The following is a 17673-nucleotide window of genomic DNA, read 5'->3' as shown; positions in this document are numbered from 1 at the left end:
CCGGCGCGACCTCATAGCTGACGGCGAAGTCCTCCGTGGTCTCCCCGAAGTTCCAACCGGCCCTGAACGCGGCGATGTTGGCCGCCGCGATGTCGGGCTTCTTGGCGAACTTGGCCTTCAGGAACTTCTCGGTGCCCTCCGTCGGCCGGTGGTACATCCACGACAGAAGGCCCAGCGCGAACATGTTCTTGGACCGGTCGGCCTCCTTGCGGGTGAGGCCGAACTCCTTGAGTGCCTCGACGGTCAGGGTGGTCAGCGGCACCGGGTGGAGGCTGTATCCGTCGAGCGAGCCGTCCTCCAGCGGATTCGTGTCGTAGCCCACCTTCTTCATCGCCCGCTCGGTGAACTCGTCGGTGTTGACGATGATCTCCGCACCGCGCGGCACATCCGCGATGTTCGCCTTCAACGCGGCCGGATTCATCGCGACGAGCACATTGGGCGCGTCCCCGGGCGTGAGGATGTCGTGGTCGGCGAAATGCAGCTGGAACGAGGAGACCCCGGGGAGCGTGCCTGCCGGAGCCCGGATCTCGGCGGGGAAGTTCGGCAGGGTCGACAGGTCGTTCCCGAAGGACGCGGTCTCGGAGGTGAATCGGTCACCGGTGAGCTGCATACCGTCACCGGAATCGCCCGCGAACCTGATGACCACCCGGTCCAGGCGGCGCACGTCCTTGGTGCGGATCCCGGCCGGCGCCGGCTCGGCCTCTTCGATGTCCACGGTGTCTACCGTCACGCGACTCGTCTCCTCTGGCTTCCGCTGTCCGGCGCCGCTGCGTGCGCTGACCTACCAGGACGCTAGGCAGGCCGCCTTGAGCCGGGCCAAAGCGGCCTCCGGGGACTCCCCGTGGTGGCCGCCACCCGCTCGGCGCCCGTTCCAGGGGGTCCAGCCGTGGTTCAGCGGTTCTCCAGAGCGGCTCGCGACCCTTCTCAACGGCCGGTGAGACAGCCGGACTCGGCGGTTTCTCTCCTCCGGGAGGGGCTCCTGACAGCCCTGAGCCCGCCTCCACCGCACATCGGCCCGGCCGACTTCCCGACTTCGCCACCGTATGAAGGAGCACACCATGGACGCGTCAGCCCCGGCCTCCCGGCGAACTCTTCTGAGACTCGCCACCGCGGCCACCATCGGCGGTGGGCTCGCCGCCATGCCCCTGCCCGCGTTCGCCGGGACCGTCCGCTGCCCGCTGCCGCGCGCCCTCACCGTCACCGCCCCGGGCGTGTACCCGGAGGGTGTCGCCTGGGACCCCACGCGGAAGGCGTTCCTCGTGGGATCCAGCGCACAGGGCACGATCTCGGTGGTCCGGGCGGACGGCTCGGTGACCCCGCTGGTGGCCCCGTTCGCCATGGTGTCGGTGCTCGGCATCACGGTGGACGCGCGCCGGGGCCGGGTGGTGGCCGCCTACACCGACTACTTCTTCCGCCTGATGGGCATCGTGGACCCGTCGCTGCCCCCGGTGTCCGGAGTCGGTGTCTTCGACCTGGCCACCGGTGCCGTACAGCACCTGGTCGACGTCTCCGACGGACAGGCCCTGCCGCGCGCCAACGACGTCACCGTCGACCGCGACGGCACCATCCACGTCACCGACGCCGGGATCGACACCGTCACCTCGGTGAGCCGCGACGGCAAGGTCCTCAACATCCTCCGTGACGACCGCTTCCTCACCGACAACACCGGCCCGAACGGCATCGTCCACCACCCGGCCGGATTCCTCCTCATGGGCAAGTACGACGGCGGCCGGCTCTTCCGCGTCGACAGCCCCCGCTCGGCGCGGCCGAAGGTCAGCGAGGTCCGTCTGGACCGCGCGCCGGCCTCCGTCGACGGCATCGCACTGCGCCCGGACGGCTCTCTGGTCGTCGCCTCCAACGACCTGTCACTGTCCGGCGGACGGCAGAGCCGGGACGCCGTCCTGGTGCTGCGGTCCACCGACGGCTGGCGTACCGCGCGCACGGTGCAGGACCAGACCTGGCCGTTCGAGGACCCCACGACGATCGCCGTGACCCCGTACGGCGACTACGTGGTCAGCGGCGGGCTCCGGGAGATCCTCACGGGCGTCCCCTCGTCCACCCCCGGCCAGTTCCACCTGCGACGCCGCTGACGACACCGGCCGGCGTCCGCGGGCGCCGGCCCGGCACGCATCTCACCCACCCCGACCTCCCGGGAGCCCTTCCATGCCGCCCCTGACCAAAGACACCCCGCCCCCCGAAACCACCCTGCCCCGCGGTCCGTTCACCGCTCTCGCCCGGCTGGCCGGCAACCGGGCCCGCCTGCTGCTCCTGCTCACCGTGGTCCTCCTGGCCGGGGCCGTCGTCCTGGGCAGCGGGGTGGCCGACCGGTTGCGCAGCGGGGGCAGCGGCGGCGTCGTCGACCCCTCCTCTGAGTCCTCGTACGCCGCGGGCATCCTGGAACGGGAGTTTCCCGGGGCGCGGCCCAACCTCGTCCTGCTGGCCCGTACCGACGGTGCTGTCGACGACGCCGAGGTGGCGCGGCAGGGCCGGGAACTCGCCGCCCGGCTCGCCGCCGAGCGCGGCGTCACCGGCGTCACCTCCTACTGGGACACCGGCTCCGGGGCGCTGCGCTCCGAGGACGGCCGGGAGGCCCTGGTGGTGGCCCGGCTCACGGGCGACGAACTGGCCGCCGACCGCACCCTGCAGAACCGTATCGCCGGGCACTTCGACGGGCGCCAGGGCGATCTGACGGTCCGGATCGGCGGCAGCGTCGCCGTCCAGAACGAGCAGCAGACCTTCATCCGCGAGGATCTCCTGCGGGCCGAGATCATCGCGCTGCCGATCACCCTCCTCATCCTCATGCTGGTGTTCGGCAGCGCCGTCGCCGCACTGCTCCCGATCGGCATCGGGGTGATAGCGATCATCGGCACCAACGCGGTGCTGCGCGTCCTCACCTCCTTCACCGACGTCTCCGTCTTCGCCACCAACCTCACCACCGCCCTCGGCCTGGGCCTCGCCATCGACTACGCGCTGCTGATCGTGCGCCGCTACCGCGAGGAACTCGCCGCCGGCCGGGACACGGCCGGCGCGCTCGCCGTCACCCTCAACACCGCCGGGCGGACCGTGCTGTTCTCGGCCGCGACGGTCGCCGTCTCGCTCGCCGCGATGCTGGTCTTCCCGCTGTACTTCCTGCGCTCCCTCGCCTACGCCGGGATCAGCGTGGTGGTCCTCGCCGCCGCCGCGGCCCTGGTGGTCCTCCCGGCCCTGCTCGCCGTCCTGGGCCACCGGATCGACGCCTGGGACGTGCGCAAGCTCGTCCGCCGCCGCTCCCGGGCGCAGCGGCAGCCCGCGGCGCCCGGAGCCGGCTGGGCCCGGCTGGCCCGGTTCGTGATGAGGCGCGCACCGCTGGTGGCCACGGGCACCCTGGCCGTCCTGCTGCTGCTCGGCGCGCCCTTCCTGAACGTCGACTTCGGCACCGCCGACTACCGGCAGCTGCCCTCGTCCGCCGATTCCCGGGTGGTGCAGGAGCACATCAGGGACCAGTTCCAGGGCAGCCCCACCGGAGTCATCGAGGTCGTCACCCGCGAGGCGCCCACCGACCGACTGGGCGACTACGCCGAGCGGTTGTCCACGCTGCCCGGGGTACTGCGGGTCGACGCGTCCACCGGCAGCTACACGCAGGGCCGGGAGGCCGGGCCGGCGCAACCCGGACGGACCGTGGGCGAGATCTCGTACCTCACCGTGGTGCCCGGCGTGGAGGCCGTCTCCGACGAGAGCAAGGAACTGGTGCGGGACGTACGCGCGGTGGACGCGGACTTCCCCGCGTACACCTCCGGGACGGCCGCCGCGCTGATCGACAGCCAGGCGGCCATCGGGCGTGGCATGCCGTGGGCGATCGGCATCATCGTGCTCGCCACGCTGATCCTGGTGTTCCTGCTCACCGGCAGTGTGCTGGTGCCGATCCAGGCCGTCCTGCTCAACGCGCTCAGCCTGACCGCGATGCTGGGGGCCGTGGTGTGGGTCTTCCAGGACGGGAACCTGTCGGGGGTACTGGGCTTCACACCGACCGGGAGCATCGAGACGGCCCTTCCGGTGCTGATGTTCTGCCTCGCCTTCGGACTCTCCATGGACTACGGGGTCTTCCTGCTCTCCCGGATCAAGGAGGAGCGGGAGCGCATGCCCGACCACAAGGCAGCGGTGGTGGAGGGGATCCGCAGTACGGGCGGTGTCATCACCGCCGCCGCGCTCGTCCTCTCGGTCGTCATGGTGGCCATCGGCACCTCCCGGATCACCAACACGAAGATGCTCGGACTGGGGGTCGCCCTGGCCATCCTCATGGACGCCATGGTGATCCGTACGCTCCTCGTCCCCGCGGTCCTGGCGCTCACCGGCCGGGCGACCTGGTGGGCCCCCGGACCGCTGCGGCGGCTGCACGCGCGGTTCGGCATCAGAGAGGGCGGCCCGGCGACCGCCGCACCGGCGGCGGACCCGGTAGACCCGGCAGGGCCGTCGGACTCGGCGGACCCGGCGGACGTACCCGCCGCGTCGGCGCCGAAGGAGAAGGAGAAAGAGAGGGAACGGGCCGGCGCGGTCGGCGCGGCGACCGGAAAGCCGTCCGGCTGACGGCACGTCATTCATGCGAACCCCGGGTGCGGGAGGACCTCCACAGGTCCTCCCGCACCTTCTTTGGCAGGGCGCAAGCGATCGTCGTTAGCGTCCGGGCAACGCCTCGGGCGGACGCCGCGACAACCTCGGGCGGACGCCCGGCCGGGGGCCGGGGGCCGACCTCACCGTCGGAACCGACCGAACGGCCGGTCGTACCCGAACGGCCCACGCGACCGGAGCAGCCCGATCACCCGCATCTGAACGAGCGGCCCGGTCCCGGACCGAGCAGATCGATGAGATCGCCCAGATCGACCAGAGCAAGGGGGAACAGCCCGATGACATCCACTCAACAGGCAGTGCCACGTGAGCGGTCCGTACGCCGCGTCGCCGACGGCGGGGGAAGCGCCGTGGCCGTCGACACGATCGTCGTCGACTACGGAGGAGTACTGACCAACCCGCTCGTGGAGACCTTCGTCGCCTTCGCCGAACTGGCCGGGATCGACGCCGGCGACCTGGCCCAGGCGTTCATGGCGGCGACGGAACGCCACGGGGAGACCCCGATGGCGGCCCTGGAGACCGGCGCGATCACCGAGCGGCAGATGGTGGACCGGATCCTGGCGGAGCTCCCCGAGGGGGCGGGCCGGATCCTGGCGGACGGACGCGGATTCGGCGAGTTGTGGTTCCAGGGCCGGACCCCCAACGAGCAGTTCGTGTCGTTCCTGCGCGCCCTGCGCCGTGACGGGTACCGGATCGCCCTGCTCACCAACAACGTCCGCGAGTGGGAACCGCTGTGGCGTGCCCAGCTCCCCGTCGACGAGCTCTTCGACGTGGTCGTGGACTCGCACAAGGAGGGCGTCCGCAAGCCGGACCCGGCCATCTACCGGATCCTGCTCGACCGGCTGGGCACCACACCGCAGCGCTGCCTCTTCGTCGACGACACGGAGGAGAACTGCCTGGCCGCCGCCGAGTTCGGCATAGGGACGGTGCGCTTCGCCGACACCGGCAGCGCCGTCAGCGAGATCTCGGCCCTGCTCCACCGCCCCGTGGCCGTGACCGTCGGTGCCGTGGGAGGTGCCCTGTGACGGCCACGCCGGTTCTGGTCGTCGGTGCCGGGCCCACGGGGCTCACCGCCGCCTGTGTGCTGTGGGACCTCGGAGTGCCCTGCCGTGTCATCGACCGGCGCTCCGGCCCCGGCATCGCCCCCAAGGGGCTGGTGCTGTGGAGCGGCGCGCTCGAATGCCTGGACCGCGTGGGTGTCGCTGCGCAGCTCGCCGGGACGGCTCTGCCGCTGGCCGGCGCGTCGTACTGGTCGAAGGGCAGGCGCATCGCCGGTGTGCGGTTCGGCGGCCTGACGGGCACCGCGTTTCCCGGTCCCCTCTGCGTACCGCAGCCGGTCACCGAACGGGCGCTGCACGCCCGGCTGACGGAGCTGGGCGGCACGGTCGAGTGGGAGACCGAGGTCACGGCGGTGACCGTGAACCGTGGCGGCCCCGAGGAGTCGGCGACCGTCACCCTGAGCGCGGCCGGCGGTGCGGAGACGGTGACGGTGCCCTGGCTCGTCGCCGCCGACGGTGCCCGCAGCCTGGTGCGCGACAGCGTCGGCATCCCCTTCGAGGGACACACCTTCGACCGTACGTTCCTGATCGGGGACGGGCGGCTCGAGGGCGCGGGTGCCGAGGCGGAGGTCCAGCACCACATCACGCCGGACGGGGTGCTGGTGATCGTCCCCCAGCCCGACGGACACCGGGTCTTCTTCGACACGGAACCGGACGAGTGGTCGGAACCGCCGTCCGAGCAACAGCTGCAGCGGCTCCTCGACGAACGGGGTCCGGGCGGGCTGCGGCTGCACGGCACCTGGTGGACCAGCCGCTTCCGGGTGCACGCCAAGGTCGCCCCGCGGTTTCGCGAGGGCCCGGTCCTGCTGGCGGGCGACGCGGTGCACGCCCACACCACCGCCGGTGGCCAGGGCCTCAACACCGGGGTCCAGGACGGCTACGACGTGGGGTGGAAGCTCGCGACGGTGGTGCGCGGCGGTGATCCGGCCCTGCTCGACAGCTATGAGGCCGAGCGGCGCCCCGCGTCCGTCAGAGCTGTCGCGAACGGTGACCAGCAGACCCGGATGTGGCTGCTGCGCAATCCGGCGGCCCGGCTCCTGCGGAACACGGCGATGCGGGTCCTGTCCGCCACCGGCCTGCTGGAGAAGAAGGCGCTCCCCCTGCTCGCCCAGCTCGACCTGGACTACTCCGGGAGCCCGGCGGTGGCCGCGACCGACGCCGCCGCGGGCGTGCCCCGGGTGCTGAGGCCCGGGCGACGCGCCCCCGACGCGGCGCTGACCCCGGTGCACGGCACGACAGCGGCGTCCCTGCACGCCCAGCTGGCGGCCGGGAGGCACACCCTGCTCGTGTACGGGGCCGAGGCCGCCGGGGAGTCGGCGGCGCGGGCCGCGGAGACCGTGCGGGACCGGGGCACGGCGGACATGGCACAGGTGCTGTGGATCCGGCCCGCGGATCTGACCAACGGTCATCTCCCGCAGGACGGCGCCGAGTTGGCCGTCGTCCGGGCACAGGACGACACGCTCGGCGGAGCCGACGCCCGGTGGTGCGCGTATGTACGGCCCGACGGTGTCGTGGCGGCGTGCTCGGGCCCGGCCGGCCTCGACGCGCTCCTCACCCGGCTGCCGTCCCGTCCGGCCCGCACGGCGCCGGTCCCGGCCGTACGGCCCTGATCCGGCTCAGCAAACCGATCGCGACACCGAGACCTCCTTGGAAGGACCCACCCCGATCATGAGCATTTCCATGACCGCGCCCACGTCCACACCCGCGTCGGAGCCGGCCACGGTGCGCCCCCCGGCCGCCGAGGTGGAGCTGAGCTACGACGCGACCGTTCCCCGAACCCTGGTCCACCGGGCCTCGATAGCCGAGGTCTTCGTCACCGACTCGGCCGAGACGGGCGAGGACACCTTCGCCGTCGCCGCCCAACTGCCGCGCGGCCACCTGATCGGGGAGGACTCCCCGTCGTACGACTTCACCCTGCTGGTGGAAGTGGTGCGTCAGGCCGGGGTCCTGATCGCCCACCGTCACCTGGGGGTGGACGTGGGCTCGGCGTTCATCTTCCGGGACCTCAGTCTCCGTATCACCGCGTTCGAACCGTTGCGCATCGGCCGGCGCCCGGCCGACCTGCGGGTCAACGTGGTCGTGCGGGCCCGGCGCAACAGGGCGGGCCGGGTACAGGGGTTCACCTTCACCGGGGACGTCGAGGTCGACGGGCGGCCCGCGATGCGAGGAGAGGGCGGACTGCTGATCCTGTCCAAAACCGCCTACCTGGCGATGCGGAGCAGGCGGCAGATGCCGGACCACCCGGGCTTCCTGCTGCCGCGCTTCACGGCGGCCGAACCGTGCGCCGTGGGGCGGCGCGACGTCAGGAACGTGTTCATCACGCAGCCCGTCGCGGACGGGGAAGCGGGGCGGTTCTCCTCCCAGTTGGTGGTGGACACCAGCCATCCGCACGTCTTCGACCACCCGCTGGACCATGTGCCGGGCCATCTGCAGATGGAGGCGGCGCGTCAGTTGGCGGTGGCCTCCGTCGCCCGGCTGCACGGCCTCGACCCGCACAGTCTGTCGGTCGCCTCCATAGGAACCGACTTCACCGACTACGCCGAACTGGACCGGATCACCAGTCTTCGGGCGACGGTCGAGGGGTTCCGTTCGGACGAGGAACTGGGCACCTTCACCGTCCCGGTGGCGGTGCAGGCGGTGCAGGAGAACACCGTGACTACCGCTATGCGCCTCGACGTGGCACAGTGGAGTTGAAAGTTAAAGGGAATTCATTTTCAGTCTTCCAAACGTCCTCTCTGTCAAGTAATGTCCTCGTCAAATGGGCTGGTCTGACCGTCCCAGCCCGACGGGGGGACCACTTTGATACGCATCCTGCTCGCCGAGGACATGCACATGGTCCGCGGGGCGCTGGTGGCCTTACTGACCCTGGAGGATGACCTCCAGGTGGTCGCCGAGGTCGAGCGTGGGGACCGGATCGTCCCCACGGCACTCGACTGTGAGCCCGATGTCGCCGTTATCGACGTCGATCTTCCCGGCCTCGACGGACTGACCGCCGCGGCCCAGCTGGCCCAACAGCTGCCCTCGTGCCGGACGTTGATCCTGACCAGCCTCGGCCGGCCGGGAACGCTCCGCAAGGCGCTCGCGGCCCAGGTGGGCGGCTTCCTCCTCAAGGACGCGCCGGCGGACCGCCTCGCCGACGCGGTACGGGAGGTCGCGGCGGGCAATCGGGTGATCGACCCGCAGCTGGCCCTGGCGGCCTTCGACAACGGCGACAACCCGCTGACCCCGCGTGAGACGGAGGTGCTGCGGATGGCCGCGGGCGGAGCGGAGGCGGCGGACATCGCGCGACGGCTGTTCCTCTCCGTGGGCACGGTGCGGAACTACCTGACCACGGTCGTCACCAAACTCAACGCCCGTAACCGGGTCGACGCGATCCGGGTGGCCAGGGACAGCGGCTGGCTGTGAGGTGACGCGGGCCGGCAGAAGCCGGGCGGAGCGGGTGCCACAGTTGGACGCGGCACCAGCGCCCCGGCTCACCCGCCCCGGTTCGCGCGGCCCGGCTTCGGGTAGGTCCCGCCCCGAGGGCTCCGGGCCGGGCCGAGCCGCTCGGCGCAGCCCGCCCCGGCTCGCGCCCCGGTTCACCCGCCCTGGCCCGGTGCACCCGCCCTGGTCCGCTGGCCCGGCTTCGGGTAGGTCCCGCCCCGAGGGCTCCGGGCCGCTCGGCGGAGGTGGTCGGCCGCCGGGCGCTCGCCCGCTGCCGCGGCTGCACCGAGGTTCTCGTCGCGTGTCTGAGCAACCTCGGCGCGCATCTGGGAACCTCGGCGGCCACCGCACGTACGGCACCCGGCCCGAGAGGGACAACCGGTCTCCCGGCCCCCGGATCACGGGCGGCGTACCGGCTCAACGAGCCCATGAGGCAGGCGCCGACGGCCGGCTGTGTACGCTCGCCCACCGCCTTGAGGCGTGGCGTAGGAGGTGCCCCCACCGCACCGGACGCGGACCCGTGTACCACCAGTACGAGGGCCCGCGCCCGGGGGCGTCGACTCTCAGTCGGTGGTCTGTCGCAGCGGAGCCGTTGCCCGCAGCACGAACCACCCTGCCTCGTCCAGCCCTGACACCAGCTCGCCCCCGATCGATGTCAGCCGGAACTGCAGGTTGCCCAGGCCGCTGCCGTCCGCGGTGTCCGACCGGTCCCCGGAGCCGCTCACGGGCTGCACCCCGTCGTTGGCGATGGTGAGGGCCAGCTCGCCCGAATCCGTCGTCCAGCTCTCGATCCGGCAGTTCTCCGCCTTGCTGTGGCGCAGCAGGTTGGTGATGGCTTCCCGGAGCACGGTGGCCATGATGGTGTTCACCTCCCCTTCGGGAGGGTCCGCGCTGCACTTCACCTCCACCTGGATGCCGGCGGCTGCCAGGACCGCCTGCGCCGACACCGCCTCCCTGGTCATCGACATGTCCCGGTAACCCCGGGCGACCGTGCGTACGTCGGAGAGCGCCTGCCGGGAGATCTCCAGGATGCTCCTGAGCTCGTCCAGGGCGCGTTCGGGGTCCGTGGGGACGAGGCGGCACGCCAGCTCGCTCTTGAGGGTGACGGCCGACAGGCTGTAGCCGAGCAGGTCGTGCAGGTCCCGGGCGAAGCGGAGCCGTTCCTGGGTGACGGCCAGCCGGGCGAGCTCCGTCTGGGCCGCCTGGACCTCGACCACCAGCTGGGCGAGCCGGTTGAGGCCGTACACGATCAGTCCGGTCAGGATGGTGGAGACGGCGATGTACATCGAGCTGAGGGGATTCATACCCAACAGAGGTCCCGTCGCCCAGGCCGCCGCGGCGACCAGCCCGAAGAGCGGCCAGGCCACCACCGGCCGGAGCACGAGCAGCAGGGAGGCGCCCAGGAAACCGGCCATCCCGCCCCACCCGAACCCCAGGGCGAACAGTGGCAGATAGGTCAGCAGAGCCTGCAGAGTGAGTGTCCACCGGTACCAGCGGGCCCGGAAGCGCCCCATGCGCTCGGTGGTGTGCACCAGTTGGAGAAGGAAGACCAGGCTGAAGCCGAGGGCCGAGGCGCCGAGGGCGAGCGGACCGGGCTTCGCGTCCAGGATGTTCAGGAAGCCGATCAGGACGAAGCCGCACTCGACGATCAGGACGACACTGCGGGCGAGCCGGGGCGGTGGGGCGTGGAGCCCCATGGCGCGCACCGTCGCGGACAGAGTGGGACTGCTGCCGACTCCGCCGGTGGCGGATTCCCCGAAGGGTGTGCCGACGCGATTTTCGGCGCGCGGCGCGGCTACCTCCATGAACGCCCCTCACGCAGACGGGATCAAGGAACACTCAGTGTAGGCGGGTTGGGTGAATTTCAAATATTGTATGTACGACTCACGGACCAATTGGTTCATTCTACGAAGACTGTGTGGAGGCCCGTGAAGGTGCGCCCAGGGCGAAGCCGCCGACGCTCGGCTCGGTCAGCCAGTCGGTACCGGTGGCGCGGGCCGCCAGTTCCACGTCGCCACTGCCCAGGGCGCAGGAGGCCAGTCCCATCGCCGTGCCGATCAGGTACAGGTTCTGGACCACCGCGCCGACGTGCTTGAGCGTCAGCGCGTAGGGCAGACCGCTGTACTTCCACGACAGGCGGTGGATGCGCGAGGTGATGGTGACGACCACCGCGGGCGGGTCGATCAGGCCGGCGGTGATCTGTGCCTCCGCGAGCAGGTCCGCCGCCGCCGAGTCCGTTTCGCCGTCGCCGAGTTGCACCAGGCAGTGCTCCAGCGGGGCGTAGTAGTGGATGCCCGACGGGATGCCGACGCAGTCCCGGACGGTGAGGTAGAACTCGAGTTCGTAGGCCCGGCCGCCGCTGGGATAGGGCCGGTCGGTGTACCCCTCCTGGTGCCGGTTCTCGCCCTGCGGCTCGTACAGGCCGCGGACCCGCAGCGCCCGGTACAGGAACTCGCCCAGCGCGGTGGCGGTGAGCCGCTCCGGGCCGTACGACCGGATGCTCTGGCGCTGTTCCACCGCGGTGGTGAGCGGCGGGTCCGCGGCTGTCACCTCGTTCAGGGAGGGCCGGGCCAGGGAGAGACGCGGGCCGTCCGGCAGCGGCTTGACGGCCGGGGCAGGGGGCAGGCGGTCGGCGAGCGGATAGGTGGCGCCGAAGTCCGCGTCGTGCCTGCCGAGCGTGGAGCGGCTGTGGAAGAGCAGGTCGACCGCGGACCACGACAGCAGCGCCGGGTCCCGGTCCTCGGCGAAGGACGGGGCCCTGTCGCGGTTGTCCGTGCCGTTGTCGCGTGCCCCCGGTCGGGTGCGGTCGTCGGCGCCGGGCGACGGCTGCTCGGCGGAGTGCACCATGCCGGACCCCACCAGATGGGCGACGATCTCCGCGATCACCGCGTCGGGCAGCGGTACCGCTGCGGCGATCTCGTCGATGGTGACCGGGCGACCGAGCATGCCGATCACCCACGAGGCCTCCGGACCGTGCAGGACGACCCGGTACAGCGACACGGGGGACTCCAGCACGAAGCCCTCGCCCTCGCTGCGCAGAAACGCGAAGCGGGACAACCGCACCGGTCGGTGCCGGTCGGCGGTGTCCGGCTGGTAACGGGCCGACTGCGCGATCGGGACCACCGACAGCAGAAGCTGGTCGGCCCCCTCCAGCATCAGCGAACGCACCACCAGGTGCTGCAGCCGGTGCAGCACCCGCAGAATCTCGGTGGACGCGTCCGCGGCGGGCCGATCGGCCGTGCGCCCCCCGGGGGAGGGGCGCACGGCGCTTTCGGCCGCCATCTCGGCCATGACGTTGGCCAGTGAGATCGGGCCGAGGCTCATCCGGCGCAGCGCCTCGCGGACGACCGGTCGCGCCTGGTGCATCCGGATCTCCCCCCACCGGCCGGAGAGCACCACGGAACCGTTCGCGCAGCCCGTGTCCACCAGGACGTCCTCACGGAGCGACCACAAGGAGAGGCAGCGCCTCTCGTGCTGTGCGGTCATGGTGGTGCTCAACAGCCTCTCGGCGGTCACGGGAACTCCCGGGTGGACATGAGGGACGGCGCTGTGGAGGCCGTTCGAGTCAGACGAACAGGGGGACGGGATTGAGATCGTCGTAGGCCGTCGGCGCGGACAGCCGCCCCAGCCGAACCGGTACGTCGAACAGCCGGCCCGGAGCGTACCGGGCCCAGAAGTGGCGCAGGCCCGGTACGACGACCTTCACCACCGGGATCCCGATGTCGGGTCTGGTCTGGTCGAGCACCAGCAGATCCATGCCGTGCCCGCGCAGCAGCGCGACGACGGCCTCGATGTCGTCCCGCAGGTCCGGACGGTTGTGGAAGTCGAAGTCGGCCGCCCCGCGCGCCACTTGAGCGGGGTCGGGCAGCAGATAGGGCTGGGTGCGCACGGTCGCCCCCCACCACCAGCCGAGCGTTTCGGGGGCTGTCGAGCCGTAACCCGTGCCGTCGGGCCGGGCGTCGGTGACGGCGGGCAGCAACTGGTTCATCTCGGTCAGGGCGCGGCGCAGCGCGACGGCCGGGTCGAAGTGGGCGCCGAACCCGAACATGATGTCCTCGGCCGGTTTGTCGATGCGCCGCGAGAGCGCCACGAACACCGGGATGCCGAGGTCGGAGGTGAGGTCCAGGGCCCACACCTCACGGTCCAGGTGCCGGTACACGTCGAGCAGTTCCCCGGTCCAGCTGTCGCCGAAGCCGCCCTGTCCGTCCAGCCGTACACCGGGCTGCCGGGTGCGGTTGTACCACCAGAGGGCCACCGCGTCCCGCTCGACGAGTTCCAGGAAGCCGTGCAGGATCGCGTCCTCCGGACTGCTGCCGGCGGCATTGCCGTTGGAGTCGGCGCGCAGCGAGCGGCGGCCGGCCACCGGCGGGGACGACACGTCGAGAGTGCTCGGGAAGTACAGCATGCCGGTCGGCAGCAGCCGCTGCCGTTCCTCGGTGAGCGACCACACGGGGGTCCAGTCGACCGGAGCCCGGTCGTCGAAGGCTTCGGGAACGTACTGGAACGCGTCGTGCAGGGCGTTCCACCGCTCGCGGTCGCGGAACTGCCGGGCGGCGAACAACTGGCAGGTGTCCGGGGAGACGGCCGCGTCCCCCAGACCGCGCAGGCTGTCCCTGGTCCGCGGCTCGTCTCCCTGGAGGGTCCCGCTGTACCGCTCCAGCGCCTCGCACATCGCGCTCACCTCGGCATCCAGCGCGGTGGTGCCCTTGCCGCCGCTGAGCTGGCGCAGACCGGCCCGCAGCCGTGCCAGGTCGGTCCCGCCCAGCGCGGCGTTGCGGCCGGCCAGATAGCAGTGCAGACCCGCCGGTGCCCGCGGATCCCTGCGGATCTCCTCGATCACCCCGGTCACCGGGCTGACCAGCGGCAGGTACCGGTCACGGATCTCCTGGGGGGAGCACGCCCGCTGACCACCTCCCGCCTTGGGCCGTGGGACGATCGTCACCGGCTGCCGTACCTGCCGCGCGACGAGGCCGGGGTCGCCGCAGTCCGGACACTGCGGGCGTTGCCTGAGCTCGTGGTGACGGGTCGTCAGGGACAGGGTGTCCAGGGTCAGGACCGCGGACTGGCCCGGATGGCGGTAGCCGGCCAGCCACTTCACCGCCTCCAGCGCGGTGAGCTGGGCCGCCGCGGCGGCGGAGGGCGGCACCTGGGCGGCCGGCCGGGGAACCGGCCCGGTCAGGCCGAGCGCCCGGCGCACCGGGGCCTCGGACTGCCGGTGGCCGCGCAGCCGGTGGGCCAGGCAGGACCAGCAGGGGCCGGAACCCGGCCGGAACACCGGGCCGACCCACGCGGTGGACCCGCCGGGTCTGGCCAGCAGCCAGGGCTGTCCCGCGGCCCGGTGCAGCGAGTCGATCTCGCGCAACTCGGGGTTCAGGTAGTCGTCACAGACGACGAGGGACAGCCGGGCGACGTCCTTGCTCACTGCGGGATCCTCCCCAACCACGCAGTGCGCACTGTGGACGCCGCCGTGACCGGCCACCGCCAGTCCGGCCGCTCGGCACGCCTCCAGCACTCCCTCGGTGCAAGCGCCGCCCACCGCCAGGACCTCCAGCGGAGCGGCGGCCAGCTGCCGCAGAGCCGCCGTGCCGTCCAGTCCGGCCAGTTCCCAGTACGCGAGGGCGGGCCCCGGAGCCAGGCCGTCGGAGCCGTCGGAGCCGACGGTGACCGGGACCGGTGTCGAGTACCCCACGAGGCCGGCCTGCGCGAGCCTCCCGATGAGTCGGCCGACCTGCTCGGGAGAGATGCCGGGTGCCGCGTCCCGCAGGACGGCCGGCAGGTCCCGGGTGCCGTCCAGAAGGGGCACCAGGGCCTCTATGTGATCGCCCTGCAGCGCGGTCACCCCCCGGTCGGAGAGCAGATAGGCCGCGTCGTCGGCGACGACCTCCGCTCTCAGATGGCTGCGGAATCCCACGAGCCGTCTGTCGCGCGGTCTCGGCGCCTGTGCGGGACGCTCACCGAAGACGGCGGTCACCGCAGGACCGCCCGGCCCGTGGCTATCGCGGCCGGGCGGCCGGGATCCGGGAAGACCTCGTCGGACAGGCAGAAGCAGAGCTGCGCATGGGCGGTCGTCGGCCGCGAGAGCTCCTCGATGGTCAGCTCGCATATCGGGTCCTCGGGCAGCGCGGGAGGCTGCTGGCCGTGGGCCAGCGTGACGCCGAACTCGCCGAGCACCGCCATGGCGTCCGCCCGGTAGCGCCGGAGGAGTTCCGGCTCCAGCCACGCGTTCGCGACCAGTTCCGAGAATCGCAGTTCCTGGTCGAGGCTCTCGGCCTCGGCCGTGCCGCACGTACCGTCGACTGTGGGAAAGGCGCCTTCGTGCACGTTACCCTCCGCGTTCAACCTGTGTGTGGATCGGAAATCGCCGTGATCGGACCGGCAACCAGAATTCTTCGGCCACCGGGGTCGCTACCGACAGTGTTCTCCTCATGCCTCCCCTGTGAATTCGTCATGGGCCACCGCCTCGGTAATTCACACGCCGTCGATGAAGCGCTCACTGGGGCGGCGCGGGCCGTCGTGCCACTGTGGAGGGCCCCGAACGAAAGCCAAGCGGTTTGGCCGGAGGGAGAACCACATGGAGGTCCGGGTCCTGGGGCCGTTCGTCGCCCAGCTCGACCACACATCCGTAGTGCCCAGCGCGGCCAAGCCCCGCCAGGTGCTCGCACTGCTGGCGCTGCACGCCGGTCAGGTCGTGACCGTGTCCACCCTGCTCGACGAACTCTGGGGGGACGCACCGCCCCGCACCGCTCCCGCGACCCTGCAGACGTACATCACGCAGCTGCGCCGCCGGCTGGCCACCGCCCTGGACCCGACCGCGGTGCGCGGGCCCAAAGACGTACTGTGCACGCGCTACGGCGGTTACGCGCTGGACGTGACAGGGGCCGACGACGCGACGGAGTTCCACCGGCTCTCCACGGCCGGGCAGGCGGCGCTCCGTCAGGGAGCCGCCCGGGAGGCGTCCGTGCTCCTGCACCAGGCGCTGGCGCTGTGGCGCGGACCCGCACTGGCCGACGTGCAGATCGGCCGGGCGCTGCAGGTCGAGACGGTGCGGCTGGAGGAGACCAGACTCGGTGCCCTCGACGCCAGGATCGAGGCCGACATACAGCTCGGCCGGCACGCCGCGCTGCTCGGGGAGCTGACCGCCCTGGCCGCCCAGCACCCCCTGCACGAGACCGTGCACGCGCAGTTGATGCTGGCGCTGTACCGCTGCGGCCGGCCCTCCCACGCCCTGGGCGTCTACCAGCGGCTGCGCCAGTGCCTGGTCCGGGAGCTCGGCCTGGAGCCGTCGACGCGGCTGCGGCGGCTGCACCAGGCGATTCTGCGGGCCGACCCCCTTCTCGAGTCGCCGGACCAGGCCGCGGCCAATGGCGCCGAGCTGCGCTTCGCGCCCCTGACGCCCGCCCCGGTCTGAGCCGGTCTCTCCGCCGCCCCGCTTCTGCCAGGAGTCCGTCGTCCGGACCGGTTCCCCCACACCGGTTCCCCGGCGTCCGGGCGGCCTGACCGGGGCTTCCCCGGGCCACGTGCCCGAGGGAGCCCCGGTCAGGCCGCCTGTGCCGATGGCGTTCTGCCAGGCGGTGCGCCCACGAGTCAGGGAATTCCGAGAGGCCCGCACCACTCCGCACTCCGCACTCCGCACACGCTCCTCTCACGGCCGACGCCGTTCGGGGTGGTTTGGCCGTCCTTAAGCGCCGCTCCCGACTCTGTGGGAACGCGGGTTCTGGCCACCCGGTGGCCATCGCGTACCGAGAGGAGCTTCGGGGACAATGACGCGATATCTGAGACGCGGTGACACGCGCCACGACGGTCGCCTGCGCATGTTCTGCTTCCCCTACGCGGGTGGCGGCGCCTCCGCCTACGCGGGGTGGCAGCGTCGGCTGGGCACCGCGGTGGAGGTGCTGCCGGTGCAGCTGCCCGGCCGCGAGGGCCGGATGGCGGAGCCGCGCTTCACCGACCTCCCCGCACTCGTGGCGGACCTGGACCGGGAACTCGGCGACGAACTCGACCACCCTCATGTGCTGTACGGGCACAGCATGGGCGCTCTCGTCGCCTTCGCCCTGGCCCAGCACCGCCGGGCCCGGGGTGAACGGCTGCCCCTCGCGCTTCTCCTCGGCGCCCACCGGGCCCCGCACCTGCCGGCCCCGCCGATCACCCACGGCTACATGGCGGACGACATGGAACTGGTGCGCGGACTGGCCGCGTTGGGAGGTCTGCCCCGGGTGCTGCTGGAGCGCCCGGAGTGGCTGGCGGCGCTGCTGCCCGTCGTCAGGGGCGACCTGATGCTCTGCGACGGTGCGGGGAGCGTGGACCGTACCCCGCTGCCCGTTCCGCTGCACACCTTCGCCGGGGCCGATGACCGGCTGGTGACCGTCCCGGAGGTACGGGAATGGTCCACGTACTCCACCCGGGACAGCGAGACCGTGGTGGTGGCGGGCGGCCACTTCTTCATCAGGGAGCAGGAGACCGACTTCCTCGACCGGCTCTCCGAGGTCCTGCGACGGTACGGGAACGCCCACCGCACGGGTGTGGGCAGCCGCGACTTCGCGGAAACCCCTCAGACGGTCGGTGTCTGACGCACCGCCAACCCGACCGACCG

At 71.9% G+C, this 17673-nt stretch carries 13 protein-coding genes; 8 read left to right on the top strand and 5 right to left on the bottom strand.

The window, feature by feature from the left end; translation table 11 throughout:
* The coding region (locus IEY89_RS31370) for a 2-oxoacid:acceptor oxidoreductase family protein (protein WP_189150896.1) at window positions 1-730 on the bottom strand (730 nt) is incomplete at its 3' end.
* Between the two features lie 328 nt (window positions 731-1058).
* Here IEY89_RS31370 and IEY89_RS31365 point away from each other — a divergent pair.
* The 6 genes from IEY89_RS31365 to IEY89_RS31340 all read left to right on the top strand — a co-directional run bounded on the left by IEY89_RS31365 (window position 1059) and on the right by IEY89_RS31340 (window position 9065).
* Window positions 1059-2090, top strand: coding sequence for an SMP-30/gluconolactonase/LRE family protein (locus IEY89_RS31365; RefSeq protein WP_189150895.1), 1032 nt, complete (start codon window positions 1059-1061; stop codon window positions 2088-2090).
* Between the two features lie 73 nt (window positions 2091-2163).
* The gene (locus IEY89_RS31360; protein WP_189150894.1) at window positions 2164-4563 is read left to right on the top strand and encodes an MMPL family transporter; all 2400 of its coding nucleotides are present in this window, start codon (window positions 2164-2166) and stop codon (window positions 4561-4563) included.
* Between the two features lie 317 nt (window positions 4564-4880).
* Window positions 4881-5627: an HAD family hydrolase gene (locus IEY89_RS31355; protein WP_229695500.1), complete on the top strand. Its 747-nt coding sequence runs from the start codon at window positions 4881-4883 to the stop codon at window positions 5625-5627.
* Window positions 5624-7270 (top strand): FAD-dependent monooxygenase, encoded by a 1647-nt coding sequence (locus tag IEY89_RS31350; protein WP_189150893.1) that lies wholly within the window; start codon window positions 5624-5626, stop codon window positions 7268-7270. The genes IEY89_RS31355 and IEY89_RS31350 overlap by 4 nt, the downstream gene beginning before the upstream one ends.
* Window positions 7271-7328: 58 nt before the next feature.
* Window positions 7329-8354 (top strand): ScbA/BarX family gamma-butyrolactone biosynthesis protein, encoded by a 1026-nt coding sequence (locus IEY89_RS31345; protein WP_229695499.1) that lies wholly within the window; start codon window positions 7329-7331, stop codon window positions 8352-8354.
* 105 nt (window positions 8355-8459) lie between these two features.
* The gene (locus IEY89_RS31340; RefSeq protein ID WP_189150892.1) at window positions 8460-9065 is read left to right on the top strand and encodes a response regulator transcription factor; all 606 of its coding nucleotides are present in this window, start codon (window positions 8460-8462) and stop codon (window positions 9063-9065) included.
* A gap of 581 nt (window positions 9066-9646) precedes the next feature.
* Here the strand turns inward: IEY89_RS31340 and IEY89_RS31335 are convergent.
* The 4 genes from IEY89_RS31335 to IEY89_RS31320 all read right to left on the bottom strand — a co-directional run bounded on the left by IEY89_RS31335 (window position 9647) and on the right by IEY89_RS31320 (window position 15404).
* Window positions 9647-10888: a sensor histidine kinase gene (locus IEY89_RS31335; protein WP_189150891.1), complete on the bottom strand. Its 1242-nt coding sequence runs from the start codon at window positions 10886-10888 to the stop codon at window positions 9647-9649.
* Between the two features lie 100 nt (window positions 10889-10988).
* Window positions 10989-12599: a SagB family peptide dehydrogenase gene (locus IEY89_RS31330; protein ID WP_189150890.1), complete on the bottom strand. Its 1611-nt coding sequence runs from the start codon at window positions 12597-12599 to the stop codon at window positions 10989-10991.
* Between the two features lie 49 nt (window positions 12600-12648).
* The gene (locus tag IEY89_RS31325) at window positions 12649-15054 is read right to left on the bottom strand and encodes a TOMM precursor leader peptide-binding protein (protein WP_189150889.1); all 2406 of its coding nucleotides are present in this window, start codon (window positions 15052-15054) and stop codon (window positions 12649-12651) included.
* Window positions 15051-15404: a TIGR04351 family putative TOMM peptide gene (locus IEY89_RS31320; RefSeq protein WP_189150888.1), complete on the bottom strand. Its 354-nt coding sequence runs from the start codon at window positions 15402-15404 to the stop codon at window positions 15051-15053. The genes IEY89_RS31325 and IEY89_RS31320 overlap by 4 nt, the downstream gene beginning before the upstream one ends.
* A gap of 250 nt (window positions 15405-15654) precedes the next feature.
* Here IEY89_RS31320 and IEY89_RS31315 point away from each other — a divergent pair, with 250 nt between their 5' ends.
* Both IEY89_RS31315 and IEY89_RS31310 read left to right on the top strand, forming a co-directional pair.
* Window positions 15655-16491, top strand: coding sequence for an AfsR/SARP family transcriptional regulator (locus IEY89_RS31315; protein ID WP_189150887.1), 837 nt, complete (start codon window positions 15655-15657; stop codon window positions 16489-16491).
* 352 nt (window positions 16492-16843) lie between these two features.
* Window positions 16844-17650 (top strand): thioesterase II family protein, encoded by an 807-nt coding sequence (locus tag IEY89_RS31310; protein WP_229695498.1) that lies wholly within the window; start codon window positions 16844-16846, stop codon window positions 17648-17650.
* Window positions 17651-17673: the final 23 nt, after the last annotated feature.

The organism is Streptomyces lacrimifluminis (assembly GCF_014646095.1).
Taxonomy (GTDB): domain Bacteria; phylum Actinomycetota; class Actinomycetes; order Streptomycetales; family Streptomycetaceae; genus Streptomyces; species Streptomyces lacrimifluminis.
The sequence above is the reverse complement of the archived record's forward strand: the minus strand, read 5'-3'. Positions and strand labels throughout refer to the sequence as shown.

Bases quoted from the DNA above. Each gene is read 5' to 3' on its own strand.
- IEY89_RS31335 (WP_189150891.1), bottom strand. From the start codon at position 10,888: ATGGAGGTAGCCGCGCCGCGCGCCGAAAATCGCGTCGGCACACCCTTC.
- IEY89_RS31355 (WP_229695500.1), top strand. From the start codon at position 4,881: ATGACATCCACTCAACAGGCAGTGCCACGTGAGCGGTCCGTACGCCGC.
- IEY89_RS31360 (WP_189150894.1), top strand. From the start codon at position 2,164: ATGCCGCCCCTGACCAAAGACACCCCGCCCCCCGAAACCACCCTGCCC.
- IEY89_RS31345 (WP_229695499.1), top strand. From the start codon at position 7,329: ATGAGCATTTCCATGACCGCGCCCACGTCCACACCCGCGTCGGAGCCG.
- IEY89_RS31310 (WP_229695498.1), top strand. From the start codon at position 16,844: ATGACGCGATATCTGAGACGCGGTGACACGCGCCACGACGGTCGCCTG.
- IEY89_RS31315 (WP_189150887.1), top strand. From the start codon at position 15,655: ATGGAGGTCCGGGTCCTGGGGCCGTTCGTCGCCCAGCTCGACCACACA.
- IEY89_RS31365 (WP_189150895.1), top strand. From the start codon at position 1,059: ATGGACGCGTCAGCCCCGGCCTCCCGGCGAACTCTTCTGAGACTCGCC.